11 protein-coding genes and 1 tRNA gene are annotated in these 14,374 nt (G+C 71.4%); 6 read left to right on the top strand and 6 right to left on the bottom strand.

The annotated features are described in order from the left end of the window. Positions 1-85: 85 nt before the first annotated feature. Positions 86-2,290: a xanthine dehydrogenase family protein molybdopterin-binding subunit gene (locus GT007_RS14940; protein WP_160122429.1), complete on the bottom strand. Its 2,205-nt coding sequence runs from the start codon at positions 2,288-2,290 to the stop codon at positions 86-88. A gap of 53 nt (positions 2,291-2,343) precedes the next feature. Between GT007_RS14940 and GT007_RS14935 the strand changes: the two genes are divergently transcribed. Next, on the top strand, positions 2,344-3,453 hold the full coding sequence (locus GT007_RS14935) for an NAD(P)/FAD-dependent oxidoreductase (protein WP_160122428.1): 1,110 nt from the start codon (positions 2,344-2,346) through the stop codon (positions 3,451-3,453). Positions 3,454-3,623: 170 nt separating this feature from the next. Here GT007_RS14935 and GT007_RS14930 read toward each other — a convergent pair. Beyond that, positions 3,624-3,696, bottom strand: a tRNA-Ile gene (locus tag GT007_RS14930). 148 nt (positions 3,697-3,844) lie between these two features. Between GT007_RS14930 and fusA the strand changes: the two genes are divergently transcribed. Then, positions 3,845-5,938, top strand: a complete 2,094-nt coding sequence (gene fusA, locus GT007_RS14925; RefSeq protein WP_408015553.1) for an elongation factor G — start codon at positions 3,845-3,847, stop codon at positions 5,936-5,938. A gap of 105 nt (positions 5,939-6,043) precedes the next feature. On the opposite strand, the gene GT007_RS14920 is transcribed toward fusA, so the two are convergent. Continuing rightward, complete coding sequence (locus GT007_RS14920) at positions 6,044-7,444, bottom strand: bifunctional heptose 7-phosphate kinase/heptose 1-phosphate adenyltransferase (protein ID WP_160122426.1); 1,401 nt, start codon at positions 7,442-7,444, stop codon at positions 6,044-6,046. A gap of 160 nt (positions 7,445-7,604) precedes the next feature. Here GT007_RS14920 and GT007_RS14915 point away from each other — a divergent pair, with 160 nt between their 5' ends. Next, the gene (locus tag GT007_RS14915; RefSeq protein WP_160122425.1) at positions 7,605-8,591 is read left to right on the top strand and encodes a hypothetical protein; all 987 of its coding nucleotides are present in this window, start codon (positions 7,605-7,607) and stop codon (positions 8,589-8,591) included. Next, positions 8,588-9,781, top strand: a complete 1,194-nt coding sequence (locus GT007_RS14910) for a hypothetical protein (RefSeq protein WP_160122424.1) — start codon at positions 8,588-8,590, stop codon at positions 9,779-9,781. The genes GT007_RS14915 and GT007_RS14910 overlap by 4 nt, the downstream gene beginning before the upstream one ends. Here the strand turns inward: GT007_RS14910 and GT007_RS14905 are convergent. The 3 genes from GT007_RS14905 to GT007_RS14895 form a co-directional block, all read right to left on the bottom strand. Continuing rightward, positions 9,768-10,562, bottom strand: coding sequence for a YjbF family lipoprotein (locus tag GT007_RS14905; RefSeq protein WP_160122423.1), 795 nt, complete (start codon positions 10,560-10,562; stop codon positions 9,768-9,770). The two genes, GT007_RS14910 and GT007_RS14905, sit on opposite strands and share 14 nt — an antisense overlap. A 197-nt stretch (positions 10,563-10,759) precedes the next feature. Then, positions 10,760-11,665: an ABC transporter permease gene (locus GT007_RS14900; protein WP_160122422.1), complete on the bottom strand. Its 906-nt coding sequence runs from the start codon at positions 11,663-11,665 to the stop codon at positions 10,760-10,762. A 4-nt stretch (positions 11,666-11,669) separates the two neighbouring features. Continuing rightward, a complete protein-coding gene (locus GT007_RS14895; RefSeq protein WP_160122421.1) occupies positions 11,670-12,623 on the bottom strand; it encodes an ABC transporter permease in 954 nt (317 codons plus the stop codon). 162 nt (positions 12,624-12,785) lie between these two features. On the opposite strand from GT007_RS14895, the gene GT007_RS14890 reads away from it, so the two are divergent. Both GT007_RS14890 and GT007_RS14885 read left to right on the top strand, forming a co-directional pair. Beyond that, positions 12,786-13,502 (top strand): aspartate/glutamate racemase family protein, encoded by a 717-nt coding sequence (locus GT007_RS14890; protein WP_160122420.1) that lies wholly within the window; start codon positions 12,786-12,788, stop codon positions 13,500-13,502. Between the two features lie 51 nt (positions 13,503-13,553). Beyond that, positions 13,554-14,345 (top strand): enoyl-CoA hydratase/isomerase family protein, encoded by a 792-nt coding sequence (locus GT007_RS14885; protein ID WP_160122419.1) that lies wholly within the window; start codon positions 13,554-13,556, stop codon positions 14,343-14,345. Positions 14,346-14,374 lie beyond the last annotated feature (29 nt).

Below are 14,374 nucleotides of genomic sequence, written 5' to 3'. Positions count from 1 at the left end.
GGACCGGCACCAAACTCCTGGGGTCCAGGGGCCTTTCGGCTCCTGGTGGGGGGAGCCCGAGGGGGGCAAAGCCCCTCTCGGACCGTCACCCATGCAGCGCCTTCCACACCGCTTCCGGCGTCGCCGGCATATCCAGCCGGGTCACGCCCCGCGCCGCCAGCGCGTCCAGCACCGCGGCCATCACCACCTGGGGTGCCGCGATGCACCCGGCCTGCCCCACGCCTTTCACCCCCAGCGGGTTCACGCTGGCCGGGCTGCCGGGCTGGAAGCGCACCTCGATCATCGGCAGGTCCGCCGCGCGCGGCAGGCAGTAGTCCATGAAGGTGGCCGACAGCAGCTGACCATCCGCGTCATAGGCGATGCGTTCCAGCAGCGCCTGGCCGATGCCCTGGGCCAGGCCGCCCTGCAACTGGCCCTCAGTCAGCATGGGGTTCACCAGCGTGCCGTAATCGTCGCAGGCGATGTAGCGGCACAGGGTGGTCTCGCCGGTGTCGGGGTCGATCTCCACCTCCGCCACCTGGGCGCCGTGGGGGAAGGTGCACAACCCGCTGTCGTGCTCGGCCTCGGCCGAGAGCGTCATGTCCAGCAGCGCCACGCTGGCCCCGTTGGGCGCGGTGAAGCGGCCCTCGGCGTATTCCAGGGTCTCGGGCGGGGATTGCAGCAGGCGGGCGGCCTCAGGGCGGGCGAGCGCCAGCAGGGCGGCGGCGGCCTCGACCAGGGCGCGGCCGCCCTGGTGCAGGGAACGGGCGCCGCCATGCCCGCCGCCCTTCAGGATGCGCGCGGTGTCGCCCTGGACATAGTCGAACACCTCCAGCGGCAAAGCGAGGTGGTCGGCCGCGATCTGGGGCATGCTGGTTTCATGCCCCTGGCCGTTGGAATGGGTGCCGATCGCCAGTTCCACCCGGCCGCCCGCCACCGTCAGCCGCGCCCATTCGCCGAAGGCGCCGCGCGCGGTTTCCATGAAACAGGCGACACCCAGGCCGCGCAGCTTGCCGCGCGCGGCCGATTCGGCCCGGCGGGCGGCGAAGCCCTGGCGGTCGGCGGCGGCCTCGGCGGCGGCAAGGTTGGACGGGAACTGGCCATCGGCGATGGTCATGTTCATAGCGGTGGTGTGGGGGTGGTGCGCCACCAGGTTGCGGGCGCGCAGAGTGGCGGCGGGAATGCCCGTCTCCCGCGCCGCGGCCTCGATCAGCATCTCGATGATGTGGTTGGCCTCGGGCTTGCCGGCGCCGCGATAGGCCTCGATGGGCGCGGTGTTGGCATAGGCGCCGACCACCCGGGCATGGATGGCCGGGATCACATAGCCGCCGCCGAAGGCCGTGCCGGCCGAGCTGGTCGGGCAGGCCGGACCGTTGGGGGAGGCGAAGGCGCCGAGTTCCGCCACCGCCTCCACTTGCAGGGCCAGGAAGCGGCCCTCGGCATCCAGCGCCAGGGCGGCGTCGCTGTGAAAGGCGCGGCCATGGGCGGAGGCCGCGAAATCCTCCGCCTGTTCCGAGACCCAGCGCACCGGCTTGCCCAGGCGCTTCGCGGCGATCAGCACGCCCGCGTGCTCCGGGAAGGGCACGTTCTTCACGCCGAAGCCGCCGCCGACATCGGGCACCACCAGGCGCAGGTCGGATTCGGGCAGGCCCAGCGCCTGGGCCAGCTGCCGGCGCATGCCGTGCACGGCCTGGCCGTTCACGTGCAGCGTGCCGTCGGGCGTGGCCAGCGCCGCGCGGGGTTCGATCGGCGCGCAGGTCACGCGCTGGTTGCGCAGGGACAGGCGGGTGACGTGATGGGCGGCGGCCAGCCCGGCCTCGGTGGCCGGGGCGTCGCCCTTCTGCCAGTCGAAGGCGGCGTTGCCGGGCACCTGGGGGTGCAGCTGCGGGGCGCCGGGGTGGAGGGCCGCGTGCGGGTCCGTCACGGCGGGCAGCGGGTCGTAATCGACCAGGATGGCCTCGGCGGCGTCGCGCGCGGCCTCGGGCGTCGCGGCGATGACGAAGGCCACGGCCTGGCCCACATGGTGCACCAGGCCATCGGCCAGGATGGGGCGCTCGGCGAGCGCCAGCGGCACGCCGATATTGGCCGGGCATGGCAGCGGCTGGGTGCCGGCGAGGTCGGCCGCCGTCAGGACCAGTGCTGCCTCGGCGCCGGAGGTGTCGATGGACAGGATCCGCGCATGGGCGTGGGGGCTGCGCAGCACCGCCATGTGCAGGGCGCCCGGGGCCGGCAGGTCGGCCACATAGCGGCCCTGGCCGGTCAGGAAGCGCGCGTCCTCCACCCGCCGGATGGACTGGCCGATATAGGTCATGATGCGGGCCCCAGGGCAGTTGCGGCGGCCATTGTCGCGTCTATGGTGCGGGCATGGAAGACGTCGATGTGGTGGTGGCGGGGGCCGGCGTGGTCGGCCTTGCCATCGCGCGAGCCTTTGCAATGTCAGGCCGCGAAGTGATCCTTCTCGATGCGAATGAGGGCATCGGGACGGAAACCAGTTCCCGCAACAGCGAGGTGATCCACGCTGGCATCTACTACGCCAAGGGCAGCCTGATGGCGCGCTACTGCGTGGAGGGGAAGCGCAAGCTCTACGCCTATTGCCGGGAGCGCGGCATTCCCCACGCCAACTGCACCAAGCTGATCGTGGCGACCGATGAGGCGGAGGCGGGGCAGCTGGCCTCCATCCAGGCCAGGGCGGCCGATAATGGGGTGGACGACCTGACCTTCCTGACCAGCGAGGAGGCGCGCGCGATGGAGCCCGCCCTGCGCTGCACGGCGGCCTTGCTCAGCCCCTCCACCGGCATCCTGGACAGCCATGCGTATATGTTGAGCCTGCAGGGCGACGCGGAGAATGCGGGGGCCGTCAGCGTGTTCTTCTCCCCGGTCACCGGCGGGCGGCTGACGGATGCGGGGGCGGAGCTGGAGATTGGCGGGCCGGAGCCGATGCGCCTGCGGGCGAAGCTGTTCATCAACAGCGCCGGGCTGCATGCGCCGAAGCTGGCCGGGGCGCTGGCGGGGCTGGACCCCGCGCTGGTGCCGCGCGCCTATTACGCCAAGGGCAATTATTTCACGCTGTCGGCGAAGAACCCGTTCACGCGGCTGATCTATCCGGTGCCGGTGGCCGGGGGCTTGGGCACGCACCTGACGCTGGACCTGGGCGGGCAGGCGAAGTTCGGCCCGGATGTGCAATGGGTGGACGGGCTGGAGTATGAGGTGGACCCGGCGCGGGGCGAGGGGTTCTATGCCTCGATCCGGCGCTGGTGGCCGGAATTGCCGGATGGGTCGCTGGCGCCGGGCTATTCGGGCATCCGCCCGAAGATCGTGCCGCCGGAGGTCGCCAAGCAGGATTTCCTGATCCAGGGGCCGCGGGTGCATGGGCACCGGTGCCTGATCAACCTGTTCGGGATCGAGAGCCCGGGGCTGACGTCGTCGCTGGCGATCGGCGACGCGGTGCTGGAGATGGCGCGGGCGGAAGCCTGAGCCCCTGCCCCACCGGCCGCGCCCGGCGCCTGAGGGCATAAAATATCTCAAGGCCGCGAACGCGGCCCGCCGGCAGTCCGGCGAAGCCAAGCGGCCGGATGGCCGCGCCCGGCGTCTGAGGGCAAAAAAAGCCAGCATTTCTTCGAGCGGCCTACAGCCGCTCGAAGAAATGCGCCCGGCAGGACTCGAACCTGCAGCCAAACCGTTATGAGCGGTCCGCTCTGACCATTGAGCTACAGGCGCATGCACCCCATGTGTCGCGCAAGGGGCGCCATGCCGCAAGATGGCTGGACAAATCAGCCCGCAACGTGCAAACCCCGCCCCGAATTACAATTCCCAGGTAGCAGCCCACGGGCCGTGCGGTGAAACGCGCATGCCCGTTTCTTTGGTCATGGAGGCCCTCGTGGCACGCACCCCGCTCGATCATATTCGCAACATCGGCATCACCGCACACATCGACGCGGGCAAGACCACGACGACGGAGCGGATTCTCTACTACACCGGCAAGTCCCATAAGATCGGTGAGGTCCACGACGGCAACACCACCACCGACTACATGGCGCAGGAGCGTGAGCGCGGCATCACGATCACTTCCGCGGCCGTGACGGCCGAGTGGAAGGACTACCGCATCAACGTCATCGACACCCCGGGCCACATCGACTTCAACATCGAGGTGAACCGCTCGCTGCGCGTGCTGGACGGCGCGGTGTTCATCATCGAGGGCGTGGCCGGCGTGCAGCCGCAGTCCGAGACGAACTGGCGCCTGGCCGACCGCTACAACGTGCCGCGCATCATCTACGTCAACAAGCTGGACCGCACCGGCGCCGATTTCTATCGCGCGGCCGACACGCTGACCGAGAAGCTGGGCATCAACTGGGTCGCCCTGCAGCTGCCGATCGGCATCGAGGACAGCCTGAAGGGCATCGTCGACCTGGTCGAGATGAACGCCGTGGTGTGGCAGGGCGATGAGCTGGGTGCGAAGTTCGACATCGTCGAAATCCCGGCCGACCTGAAGGACAAGGCCGCCGAGTGGCGCGAGAAGCTGCTGGAAGCCGTGGTGGCCGCCGATGACGAGGCGATGGAGAAGTACCTGGAGGACGGCGACGTTCCGACGGACATCCTGAAGCGCGCCATCAAGAAGGGCACGATCAGCGGCGAGTTCCGCCCGGTGCTGTGCGGCTCCTCCTTCAAGAACAAGGGCGTGCAGCCCCTGCTGGACGCGGTGGTGGACTACCTGCCCTCCCCCGTGGACATCGAGGGCATCAAGGTCGCCCCCGAGGAAGGCCAGGACGAGACCGCCGAGCGCCGCGTGATCCCCGCGAACGAGACCGAGCCCTTCGCCGGCCTCGCCTTCAAGATCATCAACGACAAGTACGGCAACCTCACCTTCGTGCGCGTGTATCGCGGCGTGCTGCGCTCGGGCGACCAGGTGCTGAACACGACCAAGGGCCACAAGGAACGCGTGGGCCGCATGTTCCAGATGCACGCCGACAAGCGTGAGGAAATCAAGGAAGTGTTCGCGGGCGACATCGCGGCCTTCGTGGGGCTGAAGGACACCGGCACCGGCGACACGCTGGCCGATGCCGCCGACCCCGTGGTGCTGGAGCGCATGGCCTTCCCCGTGCCCGTGATCGACATCTCGGTCGAGCCGAAGACCAAGGAAGGCGTCGAGAAGATGACGCTCGGCCTGCAGAAGCTGGCCGGCGAGGATCCTTCCCTGCGCCTGAAGACCGACCAGGAAACCGGCCAGACCATCCTGTCCGGCATGGGCGAGCTGCACCTGGAGATCATCATCGACCGCCTGCGCCGCGAATACGGCGTGGACGCGAACATCGGTGCGCCCCAGGTGGCCTATCGTGAGACGATCACGAAGTCCCACACCGAGACCTACACCCACAAGAAGCAGTCGGGCGGTTCGGGCCAGTACGCCGAGGTGAAGATCACCTTCGAGCCGAAGGAACGGAACGAGGGCATCGAGTTCGTGAACGCCGTGGTCGGCGGCGCGATCCCGAAGGAATACATCCCGGCGGTGGACAAGGGCATCAAGGTGCAGGCCGACACCGGCGTGCTGGCCGGCTTCCCCACGGTGGACTTCAAGTTCACCCTGGTCGACGGCAAGTACCATGACGTGGACTCCAGCGCGCTGGCGTTCGAAATCGCCGGCAAGGCCTGCTTCCGCGAAGGCATGAAGAAGGCCGGCCCGGTGATCCTGGAGCCGATCATGGACGTGGAAGTGACCACCCCGCAGGACCATGTGGGCGACGTCGTGGGCGACCTGAACCGCCGCCGCGGCGTGATCCAGAGCCAGGACATGGCCGGCACCTCGGTCATCGTGCGCGCCCACGTGCCGCTGAAGGAGATGTTCGGCTACATCTCCAACCTGCGCGGCATGACGAAGGGCCGTGCGTCCTTCTCCATGCAGTTCCACCACTACGACCCGGTGCCGCGCAACGTCGCCGAGGAAATCATGAAGCAGAGCGCCTAAGCGCTCTGTCCCAGGGGTGCCGCCCAGCCGGGTGGCGCCCTCAGGGCAAAAAGAAACCCCGGTGCCTCGCGGCGCCGGGGTTTTTCTTTGGGGAGCGGGCGTCCCCTATTCGGCGGCGCGCGCCAATTCTGTGCGCTTCAGCGTTCCGCCCCATTCGGCCAGCAGGTTCTCGTCATCCATGCCCAGCGGCACGGCATGCGGGCCGTGCACCAGCACATCGGGGCGGAACAGCCGCAGCAATTCCTCATTGGACTGGCCGTTGCAGCTGGTCACGAGGTCCACCGCCGGCCAATCGGCCAGGGACAGGCCGGCCTCGTCGCTCACGGCCACCAGCAGCCGGTCGCACCAGCCGCGCGCCTGTTCCATCAGCGGCAGCGACCAGGCCTCGGCCGCGCCGTTGCTCAGATGCAGCAGGCCGATGCGCCAGCCGCGATGCCGCCAGCGCTCCACCATCTCCGACGCCAGGGGGATGGAGGCCAGCTTGCGCCGGGCCAGCACGCCGGGGGTCAGGGCCTCCAGCAACTCATCCTCCCGCACGACGGAGATGCCGGCCTTGCGCGCCACCACCCCGATCGCCACGGCCGCCAGCTGGGCCGCCACCACCAGCGGCAGGCCCGCGGCCAGGGCCGCGCCCAGCAGCGCCACCACGGCGTCGCCCGCGCCGGCATTGTCGTTCTGTTCCGAGGCCTCGGCCCGCAGGGACAGCACCTGGCCGTCGCCATGCACCAGCGTCAGCCCTTCCGGGCAGCGGGGCACCAGCACGGCGCCGAAGCCGTGCTCCTGGCGCAGATGCTCGGCGGCGGCGATCAGATCCTCCCGCGTCACGACCGGCGCGCCCCAGGCGGCGGCCAGCGTCTCGCGGTCCGGCACCAGCAGGTCGGCGCCCTTGAAGCGCGACATGTCCTGCCCGCGGGGTTCCACCACCACCTTGCGGCCGGCGGCGCGGGCGGCGGCGATGATGCGCGGGGCGACATCGCCCGCCAGCACGCCCTTCTGGTAGTCGGACAGGATGACCGCGCTGGTGGCGGCGATGGCGTCGGAGGCGATGCGCACCAGGCGCTCCGCCAGGCGGGGATGGATGGCGGTGGGGTGTTCGTGGTCGGCGCGCATCATGTGCTGGCCGGCGGCGACGAAACGGGTTTTCGTGGTGGTGGCGCGGCCGCCCTGCACCAGCAGCCAGGGTTCCACCCGCGGCTGGCCGCCGATCAGCCCGGTCAGGTCGCTGCCCGGCTGGTCGTCGCCCACGACGGAAACGAAGGCGACGGCCGCCCCCAGCGCGGTCAGGTTGCGCACCACATTGGCGGCGCCGCCCGGCAGCGCCAGCTCGCGCTCCACCGCCAGCACGGGCACGGGGGCCTCGGGCGAGACGCGGGTAACGCGGCCATAGACGTAGCGGTCGAGCATCGCGTCGCCCACCACCAGCACCGTGCCGCGTTTGAGCTGCCGGACGGCGGCGGCCAGGATTTCGGGCGTTCGGTTCGTGAGAAGAGGACGGGCTGACACCATCAATGCCTTATGGCGGGTAAAGCGCTACCGGGACAATAACGAGGATCGATCATGGCGATCGCTTGATGGCTATTGCAAGGCATTGTGAGTGCGTGGGGGCGGATGGGGAAGCTTCGCTTAACCATTCCGGCCCATGCTGGGCCCACGCACCGGGTTCACCATGCAGATCAACGCCACCTCCGCCGAAACACCGCCGCCCCCCTCCCCTCCCCGCTCCGCCGCGCTGGCCGAGGCCCTGCGCCGCTGCGAGGTCGGGGATTGCGCCGGCGTGCTGGTGGGCGGGCGGCAGCCCGCGCTGGCCGCCGCCCTGCTGGAGGAAGCGGCCAATGCCGGGGATGGGCTGGTGTGGCGCCCGCGCGGTGGCGGCTTCTGGCTGCTGGGCACCAGCCCGGCCGCGGCCGCCCGCGCCGCCCGCAACCTGGACCGCATGGGCCTGGCCCCCCAGCTGCTGGAATTCCCCCGCGACCTGCCCGTGCTGGACACGGCGGTGGCGCAGGAAGGTGGCTCCGAGCCCCATCGCCCCGCCCCGCCCCCCAGCCTGGCCGGGCTGGAGGAACGGGCCGAGGCCCTGCCCGCCGCCACTGCCCTGCCCCTGAGCACCGTCTGGCATATGCGGGGCCATCAGCCGGTGTTGCTGGCCCAGCGCTGGGGCACCGCGCCGGGCGCGCTGCTGCCCGGCATGGCCCGCAACTGGACCGGCCATGCCGAATCCCTGCTGGCCGCACGATTGCTGCGGCTGGCGCGCGGCCAGCAATGGCCCACCGGGCGCAAGGCCAGCCTGCCCCTGCTGCTGGACATGCCCTGGCTGCCCACCCCGCCCGACCTGCCCCGGCCGCCGCCCGGTGAGGGCCATGCGCTGGTGCTGCCGCTCGCGGCCCTGCCCGAAGGCGCCGCCTGGGCCGCCGCCGCCGCCCGGGCCGGCTGGGGCCTGGCCTGGTGGGGCATGGGCGCGGAGCTGGCGGGGCTGATGGAACCGGGCCGGCTGCCGGGCGGGGATGGGCTGGTGCTCGCCCCCTATGAGGGCGCGCTGGCCCAGGCCCCCGGCCCCGCGCCGGAACGGCTGGTGCTGTGCGGCCCTCCCTCGCGTGAGGCCCTGGCCCTGTCGCAACACCATGGCTTCGCCCTGTGCCACGGGATGGGCGCATGAACGCCGTGCTGCCCAACCCCGCCGGCGCGCAGAAGGATGCGCTGGCCCTGGCCGCCCTGGCGCGGGAAAGCGTGGCCAGCGGCGTCGAGCGCCGGCTGCTGCACCTGCGCCTGTCCGCCCTGCCCGCCGGCTTCAACCGCGCCCACCATCAGCGGCAATTGCGCGAAGCCCTGCTGCCGCTGCTGCGCCCCACCCGCGCCCGGCTGTACGACCTGCCGAACGGGGACCTGATGGCGGTCTCTCCGCCGCCGGCGGAACATCTGGAAACCGTGCGCGCCACCATGGAGAAACTGCTGGGCGACGACCCGGCCACCACCGCCTGCTGCCAGGAACTGCGCCTGCCGGCCCAGGCGGCGGCGTTGCTCTCGGCGCTGGAGGGGGCGCTGGGCCTGTCCCAATCCGTGGCCCCCGCACCCGAGGGCCGCACCTGGATGCAGCGCCCCGCCCGCCCCGCACCCGACCAGCCGCCGCGCGCCGAGGACGTGCTGGCCGCCGAGGCCGCGCTGGCGCCCGCCGACCTCAGCGTGCACCAGCGGTGGCAGGCGGTGTGCCTGCTGCGGGATGGCGGCCCCGCCCCGCGTGAGGAATGGAAGGAGCAGCGCCTGAGCGAATCGGCGTTGCTGGAGGCCCTGCTGCCCGGCATGCGGCTGGAGGGCGTGCCCTGGCTGCGCCGGCGCCTGCGCGCCCGCATGGCCCGCCGCACCCTGGCGCAATGGGCCCGGCCCGAGGAAATGATGGGCTTCACCCCGCGCGGCCTGACCCTGCTGCCGGAAAACCTGATGGATGAGGAATTCCTGCGGCTGGACGCGATGCTGGGCCCGCATCGCGGGGCGCTGACCATCGCCTTCGCCCTGCGCGACATCGTGGCGGACCCCGAGGCCTTCGGCCTGGCGCTGCGCTTCGCGGCCCTGCGCGGCTATCGCACCGCGCTGGACGACCTGGACCACACGGATCTGCCCCTGCTGCCCCCCGGCCTGTTCGGGCTGGACCTGCTGAAGCTGCGCTTCAGCCCCGCCCTGCTGGAACAGGGCGCCCCCGCCCGCGCGGCGCTGGAAGCCGCCCTGCCACGGGACCGCGCGCGGCTGGTGCTGGTGGGGGTGGAAAGCCCGGTGGCGATCGGCTGGGGCTGGCAGCGTGGGATCGAGCGCTTCCAGGGCAGGCTGATCGAGCAGCGCCTCAGCCTGGGATAGCCTCCGGCTCCGGGCCCGGCACCGGGGGCAGGGCCTGCGGCTCGGCCTCGGGCGGTTCGGCAGTATCCTCGGCGGGGGCCGGCGGCGGGCTGGCCGCCAGGTGGCGCATGCGCAGATAGGCCAGGCCCGGGCCCACCCATTGCTCGCTGTACAGCATCTCGCCCGTGCGCGGGTCCGCCCAGAAACGGTTGGTGATGGGGCGCAGGCCCTCCGCGCGGCAGCGCTCGGTGATGGCCAGCCAGCCTTCCTCCACGCCCTCCTCCGCCGAGGGTTCGGCCAGTTGGGTGGCGGCGCTCAGCCGGCATTGCAGCGCCACGCCGAAGCGCATGCCCGCGGGCTCCCGGCTCGCGCTCATCAGGTCCAGCACGCGCCGCGCCTCGGCGGGGTGGCCGCGCAGGCGCAGCGGCTCGGCCAGCGGGTCCGGCCCGTCGAAGCGGGTGGCGGCCAGCAGGGTCGGCAGGCCGGAGGTCGCGACTACCCGCGCGCCGTCCAGCGCCACCACCACCCCGCTGCGGGTGCGCCACATCTGCCGCGCGCCCTGCTGATGGACCATCCGCGCCCCCGCGCTGCGCCGGCCCAGCGTCAGCCGCAGGGCGGGGCCCTCGGCCTCGTCCTCCGGCCATGGGCTGGCCAGGGGGCTGCGTGTGAACAGGCCATTCAGGGGGTTGTCGGGCAACAGGGCGGACAGGCCCGTGCGCTCCGTCATCGCATCGGCGGAACCGCCGGAACAGGCCGCGAGCGGCAGCAGCAGGCAGAGCAGCGATGGAAGCCAGGGGCGCATCGGGATTGGTTAACACATGCACGCACAGGTTGCATCACTCAGGCGTGAGTCGCGCGGCCCACAAAAGCAAACGCCGGAGGGCGTAGTGCCCTCCGGCGTTACTCAAGCCGGGCTCGAGGTAGTGGGGGACCCGGCTCATCTTCTTGGGTGCGCCATCATTATGCCCGATTGCGCGAGTCCGCCCAAGCGGGAATTCATTACCCCTTGACGTCCATCGCCTGCCGCAGCCCGTCACTGACCAGATTAAAGCAGATGGAGGTGATAAAGATGCAGACGCCGGGCAGAACCGCGACCCAAGGTTGCACATAGATCGCGGTGCGCAGCGTGTTCAGCATCAGGCCCCATTCGGGCTCCGGCGGGCGGGTGCCCAGGCCGAGGAAGGACAGGCCCGAGGCCAGGATCATGCAGACCGAGACCTGGCTGGTGGCATAGATGAAGATCGGCCCCAGCACATTGCCCAGCACATGCACCCGCACGATGGTGAAGCCCGAGGCGCCGGAGGCCCGGGCCGCATCCACGAAATCCAGGTTGCGCACGCCCTGGGTCACGCTTTCGGCCACGCGGATGATGGGCGGCACGAAGACCAGCGTCAGTGCCAGGATGGCGTTCATGATGCCCGCCCCCAGCGCGCCGGAGATCGCCACGGCCAGCAGCACGGAGGGGAAGGCGTAGAACACGTCCGTCACGCGCATGATCAGCATGTTCACGCGCCCGCCCATGAAGCCGGCGGTCACCCCCAGCAGCGTGCCGACCGCGAAGGCCAGCGCCACCGGCACGATGCCCATGAACCAGGACAGGCGGCCGCCATACAGCAGCCGCGTCAGGATATCGCGCCCCAGCTCATCCGTGCCCAGCGGGTAGTTGGGCGTGCCGATCGCGCGCAGGCGGCGGATCATGCTGCCCTGGTACGGGTCATGCGGGGCGACCAGCGGCGCGAAGACGATGGCCAGGAACATCAGCAGCAGCACCAGGGTGCAGGCGATGGTTACCGGGTCGCGGCTGACGCGGCGCAGCACGCCCTTCCAGTACCCATCGGAGGCGGAGGCGGCCTGGCGGGCCTGGACGGCGAGCTCGGCGGCCGCGGCGGTGGTTGCGGTGCTCATGGCCTCAGCCCCTCTTGATGCGCGGGTCGAGCCCGGTCTGGATCAGGTCGACGAACAGGTTGAGCATGACGAAGAACATCGCCAGCACCAGGATCGTGCCCTGCAGCACCGGCAGGTCGCGCTGGAAGATGGCGCTGTTCAGCAGCAGCCCGGTGCCGGGCCAGGAGAACACCGTCTCCACCAGGATGGAGCCGCCCATCAGATAGCCCAGCTGCAGGCCCATCACGGCCAGCACGTTCGGCGCCGCGTTCTTCACCACATGGATGAACACGCCCCAGCCGCCCAGCCCCTTGCCGCGCAGGGCGGTGACGAATTCCTGGTTCATGATCTCGGCCACGATGCCGCGCACCGTGCGTGTCACGATGCCCATCGGGATCACGGCGAGCGTGATGGCGGGCAGCACCAGGTGCTTCATGTGCTCCCAGTTCCAGGCCCAGTCGTCGCTGCCGCCGGGCCCCGCCCCCATGGCCGGCAGCACGTTCAGCTGCACGGAAAAGATCACGACCAGCACCATGCCCAGCCAGTAATGCGGCACGGACACGCCGGCGACAGCGGTGGTGACCGCCGCGCGGTCGATGATGGAACCGCGGAAGGTGCCCGCCAGCCCGCCCAGCACCACGCCCATCAGGAAGCCGAGGCCCGAGGCGAAGGCCGCCAGCATCAGCGTGTTGCCGATGGCCGAGCGCAGATCCGCCCAGACCGGCCGGCCGGTGGCCAGCGACCGGCCCAGGTCGCCCTGCACCACCTTGCCCAGCCACAGCACGAACTGGATGGCCAGCGGCTTGTCCAGCCCGTAGTCGCGGCGCACCTGCTCCACCACATCGGCCGGCGCGTCGGGCGGCACGATGGCGTTGATCGGGTCACCCGGGGCGATCTGCACCAGCATGAAGCAGACGAAGCCCACCGCCAGCGCGATGGGGATGGCATAGAGAACCCGGCGGAGCAGGTAGAATAACATGTGGCACTCCCGTTATCGGTCCCGGCGGGCGAGGCCGTGGGCAGGGCCCGGCCGGAACGCCCCAATTTCGCGCGCCGGGGGGGCGGGCAGCAACGCCGTTGGCGGCACCGATCCCCCGGGGCAGACTGCGCATGCCCAGCACGGATGCAGGACTGCCCGCCCATGAAGCTACTGGTCATCAACGGGAACACGGATGCCGCCATCACCGACCTGGTGCTGCGCCATGCGCGGGCCGCGCTGCCGCGCCTCGGCCTGTCGGCGACTCTGGTGGGGGCCACGGCGCGCTTCGGGGCGCGCTACATCGCCTCCCGCGCGGCCTCGGCCATCGCGGGGCATGCGGTGCTGGACGCGCTGGCGGAACACCTGACGCCCGACACCGGCGCCGTCGTCATCGCCTGCTTCGGCGACCCGGGGCTGGAGGCCGCGCGGGAGATCAGCCCGGTGCCGGTGGTGGCGATGGCCGATGCCTCACTGAGGATCGCATTCCGCCAGGCCGGGCGGGTGGCGCTGATCACCGGCGGTGCCGCCTGGGTGCCGATGCTGCAGGAATTCTGCCTGGTGCGCGGCCATGGCCCCGATCGCGTCTCGGTGCTGGCGGTGGCCCCAACCGGCGGCATGATCGCGGCCGACCCGCAGGGCGCGATCGCCCTGCTGGCCCAGGCCGCGCGGGATGCCGCCGCCGATGGCGCGGGGGCCGTGGTGCTGGGCGGGGCGGGGCTGGCGGGGCTCGCCCCGCGCGTGGCCGCCGCCAGCGGGGTGCCGGTGCTGGACAGCCTGGACTGCTCGCTGATCGCGGCCTTCGATGCGGTGGCGGCCCCCTATGGCCAGCCCACGCCCACCGTGGGGCTTTCCCCGCCGCTCACCGCCCTGCTGGGTTGACCGGGGGCGCGGGCCAGCGCATCGCCGGAAGCAAGCAACCGAGGAAACATCATGGAACAGCCCATCCTGATCACCCGCGCCGGCCCGGTGATGCACATCACCCTGAACCGCCCGCACCGGCGCAACGCGCTGTCGCTGGCGCTGGTCGCCGAACTCGACAAGGCGCTGGCGGAGCTGGAGGCCAGCCCGGCCTTCCGGGTGGTGGTGCTGCGCGGCGCGGCCGGGCATTTCTGCGCGGGGCTCGATCTGGTGGAGGTCGCGGAGGACCAGCTTTCCGCCGAACAGCGACTGGAGGCGCAGTTGCAGCGCAACGCCGCCATGGGCGCGCGGCTGCTGCGCATCGCCTCCCTGCCGCAGGTGGTGGTGGCGCGCGTGCGGGGCAGTGCCTTCGCGGGTGGGCTGGGTTTGAATTGCGCGGCCGATATCGCCATCGCCGATGCCTCCGCCCGGTTCTGCGCGCCGGAGACGCTGCGCGGGCTGGTGGCGGCGCAGATCCTGCCCTGGATCACGCGGCGCACCGGCCCCAGCCAGGCCCGGCGCCTGGTGCTGCAGGCCCAGGTGCTGGACGCCGCCGCCGCCGCGAAAATCGGCCTGGTGCATGAGGTGTTCGCCGATGAGGCCGCGCTGGATGCGGGGCTGGAGGCCATCGTCAAGGATCTGCTGAAGGGCTCGCCCCAGGCGATGGCGGAGACCAAGACGCTGCTGGCGGCCCTCGGGGCGGTCTCGCCGGCAGGCTATGCGGAGGCGGGGGCGCAGGCCTTCGCGCGCTGCGCGGTGGGGGATGCGGTGGAGGGGATCGCCGCGTTCCGGGAGCGGCGGAAGCCGGCCTGGGAGACCCTCTGAGGCCTCCCCAAAACGTCCCGCGGGGACAC

This window comes from Rhodovarius lipocyclicus, from assembly GCF_009900765.1.
Taxonomy (GTDB): domain Bacteria; phylum Pseudomonadota; class Alphaproteobacteria; order Acetobacterales; family Acetobacteraceae; genus Rhodovarius; species Rhodovarius lipocyclicus.
Note: the sequence above shows the minus strand (reverse complement) of the source record. Positions and strands in the feature narration are given on the sequence as shown.